This is a genomic window from Nonomuraea sp. B5E05 (assembly GCF_039880665.1).
In the GTDB taxonomy this organism is placed as follows: Bacteria; Actinomycetota; Actinomycetes; order Streptosporangiales; family Streptosporangiaceae; genus Nonomuraea.
Window position 1 is genome coordinate 28658 of record NZ_JBDPMJ010000008.1, and the last position, 17622, is coordinate 46279.

13 protein-coding genes are annotated in these 17622 nt (G+C 70.8%); 11 read left to right on the plus strand and 2 right to left on the minus strand.

The window, feature by feature from the left end; all coding sequences use genetic code 11:
• The first annotated feature begins 39 nt into the window (after positions 1 to 39).
• Positions 40 to 2004: an acetoacetate--CoA ligase gene (locus ABGB01_RS16690; protein ID WP_347774246.1), complete on the plus strand. Its 1965-nt coding sequence runs from the start codon at positions 40 to 42 to the stop codon at positions 2002 to 2004.
• Here ABGB01_RS16690 and ABGB01_RS16695 read toward each other — a convergent pair.
• On the minus strand, positions 1991 to 3676 hold the full coding sequence (locus ABGB01_RS16695; RefSeq protein ID WP_347774248.1) for a zinc-binding dehydrogenase: 1686 nt from the start codon (positions 3674 to 3676) through the stop codon (positions 1991 to 1993). The two genes, ABGB01_RS16690 and ABGB01_RS16695, sit on opposite strands and share 14 nt — an antisense overlap.
• 102 nt (positions 3677 to 3778) lie before the next feature.
• On the opposite strand from ABGB01_RS16695, the gene ABGB01_RS16700 reads away from it, so the two are divergent.
• From ABGB01_RS16700 to hisD, 6 genes are all read left to right on the plus strand, one after another.
• Positions 3779 to 4771, plus strand: a complete 993-nt coding sequence (locus ABGB01_RS16700) for an AraC family transcriptional regulator (protein ID WP_347774250.1) — start codon at positions 3779 to 3781, stop codon at positions 4769 to 4771.
• 113 nt (positions 4772 to 4884) lie between these two features.
• Complete coding sequence (locus ABGB01_RS16705) at positions 4885 to 6381, plus strand: sugar ABC transporter ATP-binding protein (protein ID WP_347774251.1); 1497 nt, start codon at positions 4885 to 4887, stop codon at positions 6379 to 6381.
• Positions 6378 to 7421, plus strand: coding sequence for an ABC transporter permease (locus tag ABGB01_RS16710; RefSeq protein WP_347774252.1), 1044 nt, complete (start codon positions 6378 to 6380; stop codon positions 7419 to 7421). The genes ABGB01_RS16705 and ABGB01_RS16710 overlap by 4 nt, the downstream gene beginning before the upstream one ends.
• Positions 7414 to 8400, plus strand: coding sequence for an ABC transporter permease (locus ABGB01_RS16715; protein ID WP_347774253.1), 987 nt, complete (start codon positions 7414 to 7416; stop codon positions 8398 to 8400). The genes ABGB01_RS16710 and ABGB01_RS16715 overlap by 8 nt, the downstream gene beginning before the upstream one ends.
• Positions 8397 to 9467, plus strand: coding sequence for a rhamnose ABC transporter substrate-binding protein (gene rhaS / locus ABGB01_RS16720; RefSeq protein WP_347774254.1), 1071 nt, complete (start codon positions 8397 to 8399; stop codon positions 9465 to 9467). The genes ABGB01_RS16715 and rhaS overlap by 4 nt, the downstream gene beginning before the upstream one ends.
• Positions 9468 to 9812: 345 nt before the next feature.
• Entirely contained in the window at positions 9813 to 11138 is a 1326-nt protein-coding gene (gene hisD / locus ABGB01_RS16725) for a histidinol dehydrogenase (RefSeq protein WP_347774255.1), read from the plus strand.
• A gap of 21 nt (positions 11139 to 11159) precedes the next feature.
• On the opposite strand, the gene ABGB01_RS16730 is transcribed toward hisD, so the two are convergent.
• A complete protein-coding gene (locus tag ABGB01_RS16730; RefSeq protein WP_347774256.1) occupies positions 11160 to 12230 on the minus strand; it encodes a LacI family DNA-binding transcriptional regulator in 1071 nt (356 codons plus the stop codon).
• Between the two features lie 557 nt (positions 12231 to 12787).
• Here ABGB01_RS16730 and ABGB01_RS16735 point away from each other — a divergent pair.
• From ABGB01_RS16735 to ABGB01_RS16750, 4 genes are read left to right on the plus strand one after another with little or no spacing between them, the layout of a single operon-like run.
• Positions 12788 to 13933 carry a sugar ABC transporter substrate-binding protein gene (locus ABGB01_RS16735; RefSeq protein WP_347774257.1) on the plus strand — a complete coding sequence of 382 codons (1146 nt, stop codon included), beginning with the start codon at positions 12788 to 12790 and terminating at the stop codon, positions 13931 to 13933.
• A gap of 31 nt (positions 13934 to 13964) precedes the next feature.
• Positions 13965 to 15002 (plus strand): ABC transporter permease, encoded by a 1038-nt coding sequence (locus ABGB01_RS16740; RefSeq protein ID WP_347774259.1) that lies wholly within the window; start codon positions 13965 to 13967, stop codon positions 15000 to 15002.
• A 1-nt stretch (position 15003) separates the two neighbouring features.
• A complete protein-coding gene (locus ABGB01_RS16745) occupies positions 15004 to 16521 on the plus strand; it encodes a sugar ABC transporter ATP-binding protein (protein ID WP_347774261.1) in 1518 nt (505 codons plus the stop codon).
• 36 nt (positions 16522 to 16557) lie between these two features.
• Entirely contained in the window at positions 16558 to 17529 is a 972-nt protein-coding gene (locus tag ABGB01_RS16750; protein WP_347774262.1) for an ABC transporter permease, read from the plus strand.
• Positions 17530 to 17622 lie beyond the last annotated feature (93 nt).

Here is a 17622-nt window from a genome sequence, read left to right on the forward strand (position 1 = left end):
GGTATGACTTTCCGTTGATCAAGCGACAGGATGGGACACATGGTTGCTGAGGGCGAGCTTGTCTGGGAGCCGAGTGAAGAGGTCGTCGCATCGGCCAGGCTGACCCGCTACCTGGAGTGGCTGGGGCGCCCCGCCGACTACGAGGACGCGTGGCGGTGGTCCGTCGACAACCCCGAGGAGTTCTGGACGTCGATCTGGGACTACTTCGACGTGATCGGCGAGCGCGGCGACGGGCCGGTGTTGTCCGGCACGATGCCCGGCGTCACGTGGTTCGCCGGCAGCACTCTCAACTACGCCGAGAACGCGCTGCGCCCGCGGGCCGGGGGCGCAGCCCTGGTGTTCGTCTCGGAGGACGGCGCCCGCCAGGAGATGACCCACGCCGAGCTGCGCGAAGAGGTCGCCCGCGTGCGGACGGGGCTGCGCCGCCTGGGCGTCGGGCGCAGCGACCGGGTGGCCGCCTACGTGCCCAACATCCCGCAGGCCCTCATCGCCTTCCTGGCCACCGCCTCGCTGGGCGCGATCTGGTCGGCGGGCTCGCCCGACTTCGGCGTGCCGAGCGTGGTCGACCGGTTCACGCAGATCGAGCCCAAGGTGCTCATCGCGGTCGACGGCTACCACTACAACGGCAAGAGCTACGACCGCTCAGCCGCCGTCAACGAGATCGCCGCCGCGCTGCCCTCGCTGCGCGCGACCGTGTGGATCCCCTACCTGGCGGCGGTCGAGGAGGGACGGGCGCCGCAACACGCCGAGCCGGCGCCCGCGCACGCCACGGAGCCGCCGCACGGCGAGGTGATCGGCTGGGAGGGGCTGCGCGCCGAGGAGGGTCCGCTGGAGTTCGAGCGGGTGCCCTTCGACCATCCGCTGTGGATCCTCTACTCCAGCGGCACGACCGGGCTGCCCAAGCCGATCGTGCACGGGCACGGCGGCGTCGTGCTGGAGCACCTCAAGTCGCTCACCTTCCACCAGGACATGGGTGAGGGCGAGGTGTTCTTCTGGTACACCACGACGGGCTGGATGATGTGGAACTACCTCATCGGCGCCCTGCTGGTGGGGGCCACGCCGGTGTTGTACGACGGCTCGGCCACCTATCCGTCGGCGGCGGCGCTGTGGCGGATCGCCGACTCCGAGAACGTGACCTACTTCGGGGTCGGGGCGCCCTACATCATGGCCTCGCAGAAGGCCGGCCTTCATCCGGAAGGGCTGGAGAAACTGCGCGGCGTCGGCTCGACCGGGTCGCCGCTGCCGCCCGAGGGGTTCGCGTGGCTGGCCGCCGAGCTGCCCGGCATCCCGCTAGGGTCGTTCTCCGGCGGCACCGACGTGTGCACGGGCTTCGTCGGAGCCACCGTGCTCCACCCGGTCAGGGCCGGCATCATCCCGTGCCGGTCGCTGGGGGCGAAGGTGGAGTCGTACGACCCCGCGGGCAAGCCGGTCGTCGGCGAGGTGGGCGAGCTGGTGGTGACCCGGCCTATGCCGTCGATGCCGGTGAAGTTCTGGAACGACCCGTCGGGCGAGCGCTATTTCGGCAGCTACTTCGACGTCTACCCCGGCGTGTGGCGGCACGGCGACTGGATCAAGATCAACGAGGACGGCAGCTGCGTGATCTACGGCCGCTCCGACTCGACGCTCAACCGCGGCGGCGTCCGCATGGGCACCAGCGAGTTCTACCGGGTCGTCGAGCGGTTCGAGGAGGTCGCCGACAGCCTCGTGATTGACACCGGCCAGCTCGGCCAGGAGGGGCGGCTGCTGCTGTACGTCACGCTCGCCGAAGGGGCCGAGCTGACCGAGCCGCTCCAGCGGGCCCTCTGCGACGCCCTCCGCAAGGAGTTGTCGCCCCGCCACGTGCCCAACGAGATCCACGCCGTGCCGGGCATCCCGCGCACGCTGTCGGGCAAGAAGCTCGAGGTGCCCGTACGCAAGATCCTGCTCGGCGCGCCCGTCGAGCAGGCGGCCAACCCCGACGCCATGGCCAACCCGGAGGTCCTGCGGCACTTCAGACCGGTGTGATGACGATCTTTCCGCGGGTTTGCCCCGATTCCGCCCTGCGGTGGATCTCCGCCAGCGCCGCCAGCGGGTGGCACTCGGACGGGCCGGCGACCAGGTCTCCCCGGTCCACCAGGGCCGCCAGCTGAGCGAGCCGGCCGGGGTCGTTGCGGGTCACGAAGTGTGTGCCCCCCTCGATCGGGGTGGCGATCGTGACCACCGTGCGCCCGAGCCGGGCCAGCGCGGCGGCGGCCGGCGGAGGGACGGCGGCCAGGTTCAGCAGCACGTCCATGCCGTCGGGCAGCGGCGTGGCGGTGTAGTCGATCACCTCATCGGCGCCGTATCCCTTGACCGCCGCCGCGCTGCGCGGGCTCGCCGTGGCCGTCACGACCGCGCCCGCCAGCCGGGCGAACTGGACGGCGAACATGCCGACGCCGCCGCCCGCGCCGTTGATCAGCACGCGCTGTCCCCCGGTGATGCGGGCGTGTTCGTGGACCGCCTGCCAGGCGGTGAGCCCGGCCACCGGGATGGTGGCCGCGTGGGCGAGCGGGATGCTCTCCGGGGCTCTGGCCAGCAGGTCCGCGGGCGCGGTCACGTACTCGGCCGCGGCGCCGTCCACCTGGCCGAACACGCGGTCGCCCGGAGCCAGGCCGGTGACGTCCGCGCCGATCTCGAGCACGGTGCCGGAGACGTCCCAGCCAAGGGTGCGCGGCAGGCTCGTGCCGAAGACCTCGGTCAGCAGGCCGGAGCGCAGGCCGACCTCGGCCGGATTGAACGACGTGGCCGCCACCTCGATCAGCACCTCCCCCGGGCCGGGCCGCGGCACCGGGATCCGGTCGTGCCGGATCACCGACGGGCCGCCGAACTCGTGGATCCGGGCGGCGCGCATGGTGCCGGCCGGGACAGGGGCGGCGCGGAAGGCCGTGGCGTGCTCCGCGGCCCACTCGCGGAACGTGCGGGCGGCGCTCCGCGTGACCTCCTCGACCGTCCGCGTGACCGGGAGCGGGGCGGTCACCAGGGCGGCCTGGGCCTGGAGGGCCTCGTCCACGGCGGTCGGGGGCCATCCCTCGGCCAGGAGCTCCGCGCGGGCATGGTGCGGCGGGACCTCCTCCCAGCGCGCCGGGAATCCGGTGATCTCGGCGAGCACGCCCACCTGGCCGGCCTGGGTGATCGGCTCAGGGCCGGTCAGCACGTAGGAGGCGCCATGGTGGCCGTCCTCCAGCAATGCCCGTACGGCGACTGCCGCGATGTCCCGCTCGTGCACCGGAGCCATGGCGGCCCGGCCGTAGGGTGCGCGCACGATTCCGGCCCTGAGCCGCCTGGCCCACCGCAGCGCGTTGGCCGCGAAGGCGTGCGGGCGCAGGAACGTCCACTCCAGCCCGGACTCCTCGATCAGCCGCTCGATCTCGCGTTCGTGCTCGCGGGCCGCGGCGGAGGAGAGGTAGACCATGCGGCGGGCGCGCGCGGCGAGCACGTCGACCACCGCCCGCGCGCCCTCGGCCGTCGCGAACGGCCACACCAGGAACACCGACTCCACCCCGTCGAGAGGCAACGATCCGGGGTCTTTGAGATCACCCGTACGGCGCCCCGCAGGGTCCCTCGTCAGGGCCGTGACCTCGGCGCCTGCCGCCCGCAACTGCTTCGCCACCTGGCTGCCGACCGTGCCGGTCGCCCCGGTGACCAGAACCGCACCCATAGAGCGCTCCTTCCGTCGCCAGCAACCGTAGAAGCGCCCATCGAGACATCCAATGCTTCATCGGCGCATATTTCATACGTCATCGTCTTACACTCCAGGGTTATGGACGTGCTCAGTGACGTGATCGCGCTCATGCGCACCGGGCGCCCCCGGGCGGCCCGCGTCGCGTGGCACGCACCCTGGGGCCAGCGGTTCCCGACGGTCCCCGGCTCGGCCGGGTTCCAGGTCGTCCTGGAGGGGACCGGCCGGCTGATCCCACCGGACGGCGAGCCGATCGCGCTGTCGGCGGGCGACGTGCTCTTCTTCCCGCGCGGGCACGGCTACGCCATGGCCGACCCGGCGTCCACCCCGCCGGCCGAGCCCGCGTGCGACCCGCTGGAGGATGAGCTCGGCCTGTTCGCCGCGGACTCGTTCGGCGGCACGGGCGCGGCGACGGTGCTGCTGTGCGGTGGTTACCGGTTCGACACGAGCCGCGCCCACCCCATCCTGGCCGACCTGCCCGACCTGGTGCACCTGCCGGGGGCGCTCGGCCGGGACGCCGAGTTGGGTGCCGCGATCGGCCTGCTGAGCACGGAGGTCCAGCGGCCGGGCGGTGGCGCCGACACGATCGTGACGTCGCTCCTTGACATGCTCCTGCTCTACATCCTGCGGGCCTGCTTCGCCGGGGAGCCGGGGCGCTGCCAGGTCGGCGGCTGGGCGGCGGCCCTGGCCGATCCGGGGATCAGCGCCGTGCTCGACGCCGTGCACCGGGATCCGGCGCATCCGTGGACCGTCCGGGAGATGGGCGAACGGGCGGGCCTGTCGAGGTCGGCCTTCGCCCGGCGGTTCGCGGCGCTGGTGGGGCAGCCGCCGCTCACCTACCTGACCTGGTGGCGCCTGGCCCTGGCGGCCCGGCTCATGCGGGAGTCGGACGCGGTGCTGGGGGAGATCGCCGCCCGGGTCGGCTACGGTTCGGAGTACGCGTTCGCCAACGCCTTCAAGCGGGAGCACGGCATGTCGCCCGGCCGGTATCGCCGCGAGGCGTGCCGGCTCGCGGCGCCGCCCGGTCGAAGCCGGCGGCGGGCCCGTGTTCCGCCAGGTCCCGGACGTGATTAAAACGTAGCAATCACAATGCCGCCATACCTTGGAGCAAGGCATTGACGCTCGCTGGACACAGCGCCTAGATTCCGGACAGCCACCCGTTAAAACGTTTGTTGTCGGGAGGATGGATGGGCGCTCCCCCCACGCTGGCCCTGGCGAACGTCAGCAAGTCGTTCGGCGCCGTGCGCGCGCTGCGCGACGTCTCCATCGAGTTGTTCGCCGGCGAGACGCACGGGCTCGCGGGGGAGAACGGCGCCGGCAAGTCCACCCTGGTCAAGACGCTGGCCGGGGTGCATCGCCCCGACAGCGGCCAGGTGCTGCTCGGCGGCGAGCCGGTCGACCTCGCCGGACCGGCCGACGCCCAGCAGGCGGGCGTGGCCGTCATCTACCAGGAGCCGACCCTCTTCCCCGACCTGTCCGTGGCCGAGAACATCTTCATGGGCCGCCAGCCCCGGCGCGGCCTCGGCCGCATCGATCGCAGGTCCATGCACGCGCGGACCAGCGAGCTGTTCGGGCGGCTCGGCGTGGCCCTCGACCCCGAGCAGCCCTCGCGCGGGTTGTCCATCGCCGACCAGCAGCTCGTCGAGATCGCCAAGGCGATCTCCAGGGACGCCCGCGTGCTGATCATGGACGAGCCGACGGCCGCGCTCTCCGGCCACGAGGTGACCCGGCTGTTCTCGGTCGCGCAGGCGCTGCGCGAGCAGGGCTGCGCCCTGCTGTTCATCTCCCACCGGCTGGACGAGATCTTCACCCTGTGCCAGCGGGTCACGACCCTGCGCGACGGCGCCTGGATCGCCAGCGAGCCCGTCGAGGGTCTCACGCACGACGACCTCATCCGCCGCATGGTGGGCCGCGAGGTCGCCACGCTCTTCCCCAAGGAGGAGGCGGCCGTCGGCGAGGTCGCGCTGAAGGTCGAGCGGCTGACCCGCGAGGGCGTGTTCACCGACGTGTCCTTCGAGGTGCGCAGGGGCGAGATCATCGCCCTGGCGGGGCTGGTCGGCGCCGGCCGCAGCGAGGTGGCCAGGGCCGTCTTCGGCATCGACCGCTGGGACGCCGGGTCCGTCACGGTGGACGGCGTCACGCTGCCCGCGGGCAGCCCCACGGCCGCCATGAACGCGGGGCTGGCCCTGGTGCCCGAGGACCGCCGCCAGCAGGGGCTCGTCATGGACCTGTCGATCGAGCGCAACATCGGGCTGACCGGCCTGCGCGAGCTGCGCCGCGGCCCGACGATCTCCCGCAGGGCCGAGCGTGACCGGGCCAGGGACTGGGCGCTGCGGCTGCAGCTGAAGTTCGCCAGGCTGGCCGACGGGGTGGGCGTGCTGTCCGGCGGCAACCAGCAGAAGGTGGTGCTGGCCAAGTGGCTGGCCACCGAGCCGTCCGTGCTCATCGTGGACGAGCCGACGCGCGGCATCGACGTGGGCACCAAGGCGGAGGTGCACCGGCTGCTGTCGGAGCTGGCCGGCCAGGGCATCGCCGTCCTCATGATCTCCTCCGAGCTGCCGGAGGTGCTCGGCATGGCCGACCGGGTGCTGGTCATGCACGAGGGCCGGCTGGCCGCCGAGATCCCCAGGGCCGAGGCGACCGAGGAGAGCGTGATGAGCGCCGCGACAGGGAGGGCCGCGTGACCGGGCCCACCAGCACGGTGGCCGCGCCGTCCGAGCAGGCCCCCGGAGGGCGCAGCGCCAGGAGCCTGGTCGACCTGGTGTTCAGGGCCCGCGAGCTGAGCCTGGTCATCGCCCTGGCCCTGCTCATCGGCGTGACCGGCGCGGTCAACCCCAACTTCCTGTCCGGGCAGGGCATCGAGGACATCCTGCTCAACACCGCGATCCTCGCCCTGCTGGCCGTCGGGCAGTCGGTCGTGGTCATCACCCGCAACCTCGACCTGTCCGTCGGCTCCGTGGTGGGGCTGGTCGCGTTCGTCACCGCCGACGTGCTCGCGAGCGGCTGGGGCCTGGTGCCCGGCGTCGTGTTCGGGATCGCCATCGGCGCGGCCTGCGGCCTGCTCAACGGGCTCCTCGTCAGCTTCTGCCGGGTCCCGGCCCTGGTCGTGACGCTCGGCACGCTCTACGTGATCCAGGGGGTCGACCACTACATCGCGCACGGCCGGCAGATCAACGCCGTCGACCTGCCGCCCGCGCTGCTGTCGCTCGGCAACGGGTCGGTGCTGGGTGTCCCGTACCTGCCGCTCATCACGCTCGTGGTCATGGTGCTGATCGGCTACTACCTGCGCTCCTACCCGAGCGGCCGGGAGTTCTACGCCATCGGCTCCAGCCCTGAGGCGGCCAGGCTGGCCGGCGTGCCGGTGCGCCGCCGCGTCCTGACCGCCTACCTCGTCAGCGGCTGCCTGGCCGGGCTGGCGGGCGTGCTCTGGCTGGCCAGGTTCGGGACGGTCATCGGCGACTCGGCCAACGGCTGGGAACTCATCGTGATCAGCGCGGTCGTGGTGGGCGGCGTCGCGATCACCGGCGGGGTCGGCAGCGTCTACGGGGCGGCCCTCGGCGCGCTGCTGCTCACCACGATCGGCAGCGCCCTGGTGGTGCTCCGCGTCAACCCCTTCTGGCAGCAGGCCATCACCGGCGCGCTGCTCCTGCTCGCCATCAGCGTCGACCGGGTGCTGGCCATGAGGGTGGCCCGCCTGCTCAGGAACAGGAGCCGTCATGGCTGAGCAAGCAGGCGGCCGTTTCGCGATGGGCCGGGTCCTGCGGTGGGACGTCCTGGTGGCGTCGCTGCTGGTCGCCGTGTTCGTGGCGGGTTCTTTCACCACCCCTGGCTTCGCGACCACCGGCAACCTGTCGTTCGCGCTGAGCGACCTGGGCGAGATCGCGCTCATCGCGCTGGCCATGACCATGCTGGTGGTGGCCGCCGAGGTGGACCTGTCGGTCGCCTCCGTGCTCGGCCTGTCGAGCGCGCTCGTCGGCGCCATGTGGGAAGGCGGTATGGCCATCGAGACGATCATCCCGCTCGTGGTGCTCGTCGGCGCCGTCTGCGGGCTGGTCAACGGGCTGCTCGTGACCCGGCTCGGCCTGCCCTCGCTGGCCGTCACGATCGGCACGCTCGCCCTCTACCGTGGCCTGGCGTACGTGGTGCTCGGCGACAAGGCGATCGCCCAGTTCCCGCCCGGCTACGTCGCGCTGGCCGTGGACGACGTGCCCGGCACGCCGATCCCGTACCCGATCGCGCTGTTCATCCTGCTCGCCGTCATCGTCGGAGTGGTGCTGCACTCCACCGGCTTCGGCCGTTCGCTCTACGCCATCGGGGCGCAGGAGCAGGTCGCGTTCTTCTCCGGCATCCGGGTCAAGCGCATCAAGCTCCTCCTCTTCGTCGTCTCCGGCACGGTCGCGGCGTTCGCCGGGGTCGTCTTCACCCTCAGGTACGGCTCCGCCCGCGCCGACAACGGCCTGGGCATCGAGCTCGCCGTCATCGCGGCCGTCCTGCTCGGCGGGGTCGACTTCGACGGCGGCAAGGGCACGCTGGGCGGGGTCATCGCCGGCGTGCTGCTCATCGGGTTGCTCCGCAACCTGCTGATGCTCGGCGACGTGTCGACGGAGATCCAGTCGATCGTCACCGGGCTTCTCCTCATCGTGTCGGTGCTCACCCCGCGCCTCGTCTCCCTCATCAGGCCGGCCCTGAAAGGAACACCATGACCCCGATGCGCCTCACCGCCGTCGCCACGCTGCTCGTCCTCGGCGTGGCGGCCTGCGGCGGCACCACGAGATCGTCCGTCACCGCCGCTCCCCAGGAGGCCCCCGCCTCCTCTGCCGCCGCCTCGGCGAACCCCGACGCGCCGCTCAAGGAGGGCATCAAGCTGGCGTTCCTGCCGAAACAGATCAACAACCCGTACGAAGTGATCGTCGACGAGGCCGGGATCGAGGCGGCCAAGGAGTTCAAGGGCGAGGCCAAGGAGGTCGGCCCGTCCGACGCGTCGGCGTCGTCCCAGATCTCCTACATCAACACGCTGACCCAGCAGGGCCACGACGCCATCCTCATCGCCGCCAACGACGCCAACGCCGTCTGCGGCCCGCTCCAGCAGGCCCGCGCCAAGGGCATCAAGATCGTGTCGTACGACTCGGACGCGGCGCCGCAGTGCCGCGACCTGTTCATCAACCAGGCCAGCTCAGAAGAGGTCGGCCGCAGCCAGGTGCAGCTGCTCGCGGAGATGATCGACCACAAGGGCGAGATCGCCATCCTGTCGGCCACGGCCAACGCGACGAACCAGAACACCTGGATCGAGTTCATGAAGGAGGAGCTGGCCAAGCCGGAGTACAAGGACATGAAGCTGGTCAAGGTCGCCTACGGGGACGACGACGACCAGAAGTCCTTCACCGAGACGCAGGGCCTCCTGCAGGCCTATCCCAACCTGAAGGGCATCATCTCGCCCACCACGGTCGGCGTCTCGGCCGCGGCCCGCTACATCTCGGGTTCGAAGTACAAGGGCAAGGTCGTGCTGACCGGCCTGGGCACGCCCAACCAGATGCGGCAGTTCGTCAAGGACAAGACGGTGGAGAAGTTCGCCCTGTGGAACCCGAAGGACCTGGGTTATCTCGCGTCGTACGCGGCGGCGGCGCTGGTGTCGGGGCAGATCACCGGGGCCGAGGGGGAGACGTTCAAGGCGGGCAAACTGGGGGAGCGCACGATCGGCGAGAACGGCGAGGTCATCCTCGGGCCGCCGTTCACCTTCGACGCCTCCAACATCGACCAGTTCGACTTCTGACGCGCGATGGCGCGCGGCCCGGGCCGCGCGCCGTCAGCCTGGCAGGCTCGGCTCGGCGGTCCCGTCACGGGGCCGCCGTTTCTTCGTCGGTGACAGCGGTGGGCGGGCCCTCCCTGGCCGGGCGCGCGCCCCCCTTCCCTCGGGTATGCATCCGGATGCCAAGCGACTGGACGCGCTGATAACCGCCGTTCACCATGCTGTCTCCGCTTGCCCGTGCCCTTACCGGCGGGGCGATCGTCTTGGGCGTGCCTTGACAATGCATGCGCATGCAATGCACTCTTGAGCTCATTCTCGCGTCCTCTACGTGGGGCGTCAGTGACGAAGCGAACCCAAGGAGGAACGGACGTGTCGGCTGTCCTGAAAAGCGCGGTGCCCACCACAACAGACCTGGCGGAGGTCAGCGAGCAGGTACGCGAGACGGTGGCCACGGTCATCGCCGACATCCGGCAGAACGGCGACGACGCCGTACGCCGCTATTCGGAGAAGTTCGACCAGTGGTCTCCCGCGTCCTTCCGGCTGTCGGCCGAGCAGATCGAGGAGATCGTCGCCGGCGTCGACCCGCAGGTGATCGAGGACATCGCGTTCGTGCAGGCGCAGGTGCGCGGCTTCGCTCAGAGACAGCGGGAGTCGATCACGGATTTCGAGGTCGAGACGCTTCCCGGAGTGCACCTCGGGCAGAAGAACATCCCGATCAGCGCATCCGGCGCGTACGTGCCCGGCGGGCGGTATCCGCTCGTCGCCTCCGCCCACATGACGATCGTCACGGCCAAGGTCGCGGGCGTGCCCCGGGTCGTCGCGTGCACCCCGCCGATCCGGGGCGAGGTCCCGGCGGCGACCGTCGCGGCCATGTCGCTGGCCGGCGCCGACGAGATCTACCTCCTCGGAGGCGTCCAGGCCGTCGCGGCCCTGGCCATGGGGACTGAGACGATCGGCCGGGTCGACCTGATCGCCGGCCCGGGCAACGCGTACGTGGCCGAGGCCAAGCGCCAGCTCTTCGGAGCCGTGGGCATCGACCTGATCGCCGGGCCGACCGAGATCCTCGTCATCGCCGACGAGAGCGCCGACCCGGTGACGGTCGCGGTCGACCTGCTCAGTCAGGCCGAGCACGGCCCCGACTCGCCGGCGGTGCTCGTCACCACGTCCGAGTCCCTGGGCCGCCAGGTCATCGACACGATCGAGCGCATCCTGCCGGAGATGCCGACCAGGGACTTCGCCGGGCCCGCGTGGCGCGACCACGGCCAGGTGATCGTGGCGGCGGACATCGACGAGGCGTGGGCGATCGCCGACTCGTTCGCCTCCGAGCACGTGCAGGTGCTGACGGCCGCTCCCCGTGACGCGCTGACCCGCCTGCACAACTACGGTGCGTTGTTTCTGGGCGAGGGCACGTGCGTCTCCTACGGCGACAAGGTGATCGGCACCAACCACGTGCTGCCGACCCGCGGCGCCGCGAACTACACGGGCGGCCTGTGGGTGGGCAAATATCTCAAGACCGTCACCTACCAGGAGGTCGTCGACCCCGCCACCAGTGCGGAGCTGGGCCGGATCTGCGGCCGGGCGTCGCGGGTGGAGCTTTTCGAGGGGCACGCCCGATCCGGCGACATTCGCGCCGCCGCACAGGACGGCACGCCGGGTTGGCTCAGCGACCTGGGCCTGCGGGCGGCGGGCGGGTGACGACCCGGGTGCGGGGCTGCCTCAGCCGGCCCGCACCGGGGCGTCGGTCGACCGGATGACCAGCCGCGGTGGCACCACCACCCGCCGGAGGTCCTCGTCGGCGCCTTCCACGCGGGAGACGAGGAGTTCGGCGGCCGTGCGCGCCATCGTGTCGATGTCCTGGTGGACGGTGGTGAGGTCGATGATCTCCCACGACGACATGTCCATGTCGTCGTAACCGATGACGGTGAGGTCGCGCGGCACGTCGACGCCGCGCGCCTTCGCGGCGTTCAGCGCGCCGATGGCGAGGACGTCGTTGGCGCAGAACACGGCGGTCGGCGCGGGCGATGCGCCAAGGATCTCCACCAGGGCCGAGTGGCCGGCCTCATGGGTGTACGGCACCTCGCGGCAGGCGGCCGGATGGAGCGCGACGCCCGCCTCCGCGAGGGCGTCGCGGAACCCTCGCGCGCGGTCGCGCCCGGTGCTCGTTTCGGCCGGGCCGAAGATGGCGCCGATGCGGCGATGGCCCAGCTCGACCAGGCGTTCGGCGACCATGCGCGAGCCGCGGATGTTGTCGGAGACGCAGGCGTCCACGTCGGGATGCGCGCTCTCGCGGTTGAGCAGCACGGTCGGGATTCCGCGCTCGCGCAGCTCCCGGGGGAGGGAGGAGTGCAGGGTGAGCGACGTCAGCGCGACCCCGTCGATGCCGCCCGACGACAGCCGGGCGAGCAGGGTGGCGTCGTCGGCCTCGCGGAAGAGCGTCACCTGGAATCCGGCCTCCGCCAGCCGTTGCTCGAAGGCCGTCAGAACGCCGAGATAGAAGAAGTTGCGCAGGTCGGCCACCACCAGGCCGATGCGGTGGGTGCGCTGGGTCGCAAGGCTGCGCCCCGCGTCTCTCGGCACGTAACCGAGGCGCTCGGCGGCGGCCAGGACCCGTGACCGGGTCTCCTCGGAGACGCTGCCGCCGCGCAGCGCCCGCGACACGGTCGGCTGCGCCACCCCGGCCAGGGCGGCGACGTCGTAGCTGGTGACAGGTCTCGCTCGTTGCGGGGCAGAGCCGCCGGCCTTGCCTTTCGCGGCCCGCCGGCCACCGGGTGCCGGCGACTGCGCCATGACGCCCCCTTCTCGGTGCCCCCGCCGCACACCCTGCGATAGGTCATCAGCGCGCTCATGATAGCCCAGGGCGTCATTGAATGCGCATGCAGATCGAGGCCCCACGGGCGGCTGCGACCCCGTGAGGGCCGCTCTCGCCGGCGGCGCCGGATCGGTCCCGCGGCCGGTCCCTGGATGCCGGGCATCGACTCAGCAGGCGCAAACTGTATGCATCTTCATCTTCAGCCGGTCAACGGTCCGCGGCCGGCGCCGCCGTGCCGGATGAGGGCGCCCAGGTTTCGGGACAGAGCATCGCTGATGACAGTAGGTTATGCCGCGAGCTCCGAGGTGTCGGGTGCGTAAACGGACAAATTCCCCGTCACATCGTTGACACGTCTTCTTCAAACTGCATACAGTTGGCCCCACTTCGCGGCGAACGCCACGGTTTTCTCATACATCCGCCGTACGGCGTTGCCGACAGGCCGCCACAGTGACACGGCGCTGAGCCCCTCATCCGGCCACCTCATCGACCCGGCTCTCCGGCCGCGGCTGTATGACGTTCATCGAAGGAGACAGACATGTCCGAAACCTCCAGCCGTTCGCGTCGTACGACGGTCATGGGGCTCGCCGCGGCCTTCGCCTTGTTCGTGCCCGCCTGTAGCAGCGGACCTGGAGGATCGGGTACCGCCGCCGGCGGCTCCTGCGCCACGCCGTCGGATCCGAAGAACGTGAAGATCTATCTCGGCGTCGGGGCGTTCTCGAGCACCTACTCGCAGGAGTTCATCCAGGGCGCGAAGGCCGTGGCCAAGTCGGCGGGCGTCCCCGAGAGCAACGTCAAGGCCTACGAGAGCAACTTCGACGGCCAGAAGCACCTCAACACCTTCACCGGTCTCCTGGCGGCCGGCGGGAAGGACACCGCTATCGTGCTGGACCCGGCCTCCACGGCGTTCACCAAGCCCCTCGTGCAGATGGCGGCGAACTCCGGAGCGCGCATCCTCACGCTGTGGAACCGGCCCGCGGAGATCCACCCCTGGGACTTCGGCGGCGGCTGCTGGGTGGCCCACCAGGCGTACGACGGCGTCGAGTCCGGGGAGAAGAGCGCGGAGGCGCTGTTCGAGAGCTTCGGGGGCAAGGGCAACATCGTCGCCCTCAACGGCGTGCCCGACAATCCCTCGGCCAAGGGACGCATCGCCGGCCTGAAGAAGGCCCTCGCCAAGCACCCGGACGTCAAGCTGCTGGACTCGCAGGTGGGCAACTGGGACCAGACGAAGGGCCAGACCATCACCGAGACCTGGATCGGCAAGTACGGCGAGCAGATCGACGGCGTGTGGGCCGCCAACGACGGCATGGCCCTGGGCGCCGTCGAGGCGCTCCGAGCCCACAACCTGAACTCCCGGGTCAAGGTCACCGGATCGGACGGGTCGGCCGACGCGCTCGCCTCGATCGTCCGCGGCGACATGCTCACCTCGATGCGCGTCGACGGATATCTCCAGGGCGCCGTGACGTTCGGGCTGGCCTACGCCGCGATGGTCGGAGACGTCGACCCGCAGAAGCTGTCGCACGCCCAGCGCGACTTCTACCTCAAGCAGGAACTGGCGACGCCGGAGAACGCGTCGAAGCTGCTCAAGAGCAAGGTCGGCGACGTCAAGTACACCTACGACGCGCTGAAGAAGAACTTCTGGGCGGACTCGCCTGGGCAGATCGCCGAGATGTCCGACTCATGACCACGTGCCCGCGGGACACCAAGGACCAATCGTGACCTTGAACAACACCATCACCCCCGACGGCGAGCATGTTCCGGCCGTGCGCGTGCCCCCCGCACAACGGATGTCGCGCCTCCTGCCAGGCCGGATCGACCAGTGGGCTCCCATCGTCATGCTGGTCGTGCTGACGGCCGCGTTCTCCATGCTGAACGACCAGTTCATGACGGCGGACAACTGGCGCACCATCGCCAACCAGGCCGCGATCCCGATGGTGCTGGCCGTCGGGCTCACGTTCGTCATCCTCACCGGATCCATCGACCTGAGCGCCGAAGGGGTGATGGCGTCGACGAGCATCAGCGTGTCGCTCATGCTCGCCAACAGCCTGAACTCCAATGACCTCGGCCTCGTCGCCGTCGCCGGCGGCATCGCGATCGGCGCGGCGTTCGGTCTGGTCAACGGCTTGCTGTACGCCAGGCTTCGCCTTCCCTCCCTCATCGTCACCCTGGGCACGTGGTTCATCGGGCTGGGAATCGCGAGCTACCTGTTCCCCGACCAGCAGCCGGTGGTCCGGGACCAGTCCTTCCGCTCCTGGGCGTTGGGGGAATGGTTGGGGGTGAGCCGCCTGGTCACGATCGCCGTGCTGGTGGCCGTCGCGGGCGCCGTGCTCCTGCGCTACACCCGGATCGGGCGTCACGTCTACGGCATCGGCGGCGCCGAGGACCTGATGCGGCTGGCAGGGATCCGCGTGGACACCTACAAGACGCTCGCCTTCGTGATCGCCGGCGCCCTGGCCGGGCTGGCAGGCCTGATGGCGACCGCGCAGCTCGGCGTGGGGAACGCCAACGCGGGCGCGGACCGGCTCTTCCCCGCGCTGAGCGCCGTCGTCCTGGGCGGGACCCACCTCGCCGGCGGGCGGGGCGGGGTGCTCCAGTCCGTGCTCGGCGTCCTGGTCCTGGTCGTCCTGGGCAACGGGATGATCCTCAGCGGCGTGGGCCCGTACGTCCAGCAGGCCGTCGTCGGCGCGGTGATCATCGTGGCGGTGGTCGCGACGGGCTGGGGCGCCCGCGACCGGCTCAGGGTGGTGAAGTGACATGTCCCCTCTGCTGTCGATCGAAGGCCTGACCAAGCGGTACGGCCGCACCGTCGCTCTGGACGAGGTGGATCTGGAGATCCGCCCCAACGAAGTCGTCGGGCTCATCGGGCAGAACGGCGCGGGCAAGTCGACGCTGCTGAAGCTGCTGGCCGGTGTGCAGCAGCCGGACTCGGGCCGGCTGGTCATGCGCGGCTCTCCCATCAAGGTACGCAACCCCGCGCACGCCGCCGAGCAGGGGATCGGCATGGTCTTCCAGGAACAGTCGCTGGTGCCGAACCTGACCGTGGCGGAGAACGTCTTCCTGGGCCGGCCGAATCCGGGTACGGCGGGCGGCGTCTACAAGTGGCGACGGCTCAACGCGCTCGCGCGTGAGCAACTGGCCAAGACGGGCAGCGAGATCTCCCCGTCGGCTCTGGTGCAGCGCCTGTCCTTCGCCGACCGCCAGATGGTGGAGCTGACGAAGGTGCTCGCGCTGGAGGAGCGCACCGACGGCGACCTGCTGATCTTGTTCGACGAGCCGACGAGCGTGCTGTCGGCCGCGGAGATCGAGACGTTGTTCGCCCAGATCCGCCGGCTCAAACGCCGAGCGAGCATCGTGTTCGTCTCCCACCGCATGGACGAGGTCCTGGCCATCTCCGACCGCATCTACGTGATGCGCGACGGGCGCCGCGTCGCCGAGCGAGACGCCGCCGCCTGCGACGAGAACGAGCTCTACTCCCTGATGGTGGGCGAGAACAGGGCCGAGGACTACTTCCTGGACGGCGACCGGGCGCCCTACGACCGCAGCGCCATGGCACTGGAGGTCGACGGGCTCACCGCCGAGGGCTCGTTCAGCGACGTCACGTTCTCGGTGCGTCCCGGCCAGGTCGTCGGGGTGGCCGGTGTCATCGGCTCGGGCCGCGAGGCGTTGTGCCGGGCCCTGTTCGGGGCGCTTGCGACGACCGCCGGACGCGTACGCCTCCAAGGCGAGGAGGTCACGATGGCCTCGCCCCGCGACGGCGTGCGGCTGGGCGTGGGTTACCTGCCCGCCGAGCGCAAGCACGAGGGCATGGTCGCGGAGCGCAGCATCTCCGAGAACCTGGTGCTCGCTTCGACACCTGCGCTGACCCGCGCGGGCCTGCTGAGCCGGGCGCGTGAGTCGGGCCTCGTCGAGGGCTGGATAGAGCGGCTCGGGGTCAAGGCCCCGAACGCCCGGGTGAAGATCTCCCAGCTTTCCGGCGGGAACCAGCAGAAGGTCGTGCTGGCCAAGTGGCTGGCCCTGCCGCAGTTGCGCGTGCTCGTGCTGGACCACCCGACGCGCGGGCTGGACCTGAAGGCGAAGACCGACGTCTACAAGCACGTACGCGCGGCCGCCGCCAGGGGGGTCGCGATCGTCCTGCTGTCCGACACCCTCGAGGAACTGCTCGGACTGTCCGACGAGATCGTCGTCATGCGGGACGGGCGGGTGACGGGCCGCTTCCCAGATGTGCCCGATGCGCCCCCTTCGTCCGAAGAGCTCGTCAAGTTGATGGTCTAGGGCCACGAGGTCGTACCGATGGAACACAGGAGCGTCATGTCACCGGTGAACATCCCGCGACGGACAGGTGCGTCCCAGCGGCTCGACATCGGCGGTTACCTGCCCGCCGTGCTGCTCGTCGCCCTGGTCGGGCTCATCGTGGTGCGCGACCCCGCATTTCTCGGACTCGCGTCCCTGCGGTCGGTGGCCGTCCAGGCCGCGCCGATCCTCCTGCTGGCGGTCGGGCTGACGCCGGTGATCCTGCTGGGCGGAATCGACCTGTCGGTGGCGGCACTGACGTCCCTCTGCTCGGTGCTTCTGGTGAGCTGGGCGAACCAGGCGGGCATCACGGGCGTCGCCGGCGTCGTGGCCCTCGCGACGGCGGCGGGCGCCGTGGTGGGGGTGATCCACTCGGTGGCGCAGGTCCCATCGTTCATCGTGACGCTGGGCGCGCTCGGCCTGTATTCGGGCCTGTCGCTGGAGGCGTCGGACGCGACGAACACGCCGCTCGCCGAGGGCTCGGCCGCGATCTCCTGGGTGAACGACTATTTCGCGGGCATCCCGGCCGGGTTCGTGTTCGGGCTGGTCGTGCTGGCCATCGTGGGGCTGATGGTGCGATACCTGCCCTGGGGCCGCTACCTGTACGCCATGGGGTCGGCGGAGCCGGCCGCCCTGATGTCCGGCGTGCCGAAGACCCGCGTCCGCGCGGCGGCCTTCGCCCTGACGGGCATGACCTCGGCGATGGCGGCCATCGTCCTCGTGGGCAGGACGTCGTTCGGCTCGCCGACCCTCGCCTCCGGCCTGCTGCTGCCGGCCATCGCCGCCGTCGTGGTCGGCGGCACCGCGATCAGCGGTGGGGTGGGCGGCGTGGGCAGGACGCTGGTCGGCGTGCTCACCGTGACGGTCGTGCAGATCGGCATGGTCGTGGTCGGGATCGACCCGGTGCTGCAGAACGTCATCTTCGGCGCGGTGATCATCGTCGCCGTCGCGTTGACCATCGACCGGGCGAAGTTGTCGGTGATCAAGTAATCCGGCGCCGGGACGGCCCGTACCCGAACGCACAACCGGCCGCTCAGCGCCAAGGCACACGCGTCGCGAGCGGATATTCGAGAAGGGGAAACG

What these genes read in the sequence shown, in the direction of transcription:
- ABGB01_RS16690 (WP_347774246.1), top strand. Translation starts at nt 40, where the DNA reads ATGGTTGCTGAGGGCGAGCTTGTCTGGGAGCCGAGTGAAGAGGTCGTC.
- ABGB01_RS16695 (WP_347774248.1), bottom strand. Translation starts at nt 3,676, where the DNA reads ATGGGTGCGGTTCTGGTCACCGGGGCGACCGGCACGGTCGGCAGCCAG.
- ABGB01_RS16700 (WP_347774250.1), top strand. Translation starts at nt 3,779, where the DNA reads ATGGACGTGCTCAGTGACGTGATCGCGCTCATGCGCACCGGGCGCCCC.
- ABGB01_RS16705 (WP_347774251.1), top strand. Translation starts at nt 4,885, where the DNA reads ATGGGCGCTCCCCCCACGCTGGCCCTGGCGAACGTCAGCAAGTCGTTC.
- ABGB01_RS16715 (WP_347774253.1), top strand. Translation starts at nt 7,414, where the DNA reads ATGGCTGAGCAAGCAGGCGGCCGTTTCGCGATGGGCCGGGTCCTGCGG.
- rhaS (WP_347774254.1), top strand. Translation starts at nt 8,397, where the DNA reads ATGACCCCGATGCGCCTCACCGCCGTCGCCACGCTGCTCGTCCTCGGC.
- ABGB01_RS16730 (WP_347774256.1), bottom strand. Translation starts at nt 12,230, where the DNA reads ATGGCGCAGTCGCCGGCACCCGGTGGCCGGCGGGCCGCGAAAGGCAAG.
- ABGB01_RS16735 (WP_347774257.1), top strand. Translation starts at nt 12,788, where the DNA reads ATGTCCGAAACCTCCAGCCGTTCGCGTCGTACGACGGTCATGGGGCTC.
- ABGB01_RS16745 (WP_347774261.1), top strand. Translation starts at nt 15,004, where the DNA reads ATGTCCCCTCTGCTGTCGATCGAAGGCCTGACCAAGCGGTACGGCCGC.
- ABGB01_RS16750 (WP_347774262.1), top strand. Translation starts at nt 16,558, where the DNA reads ATGTCACCGGTGAACATCCCGCGACGGACAGGTGCGTCCCAGCGGCTC.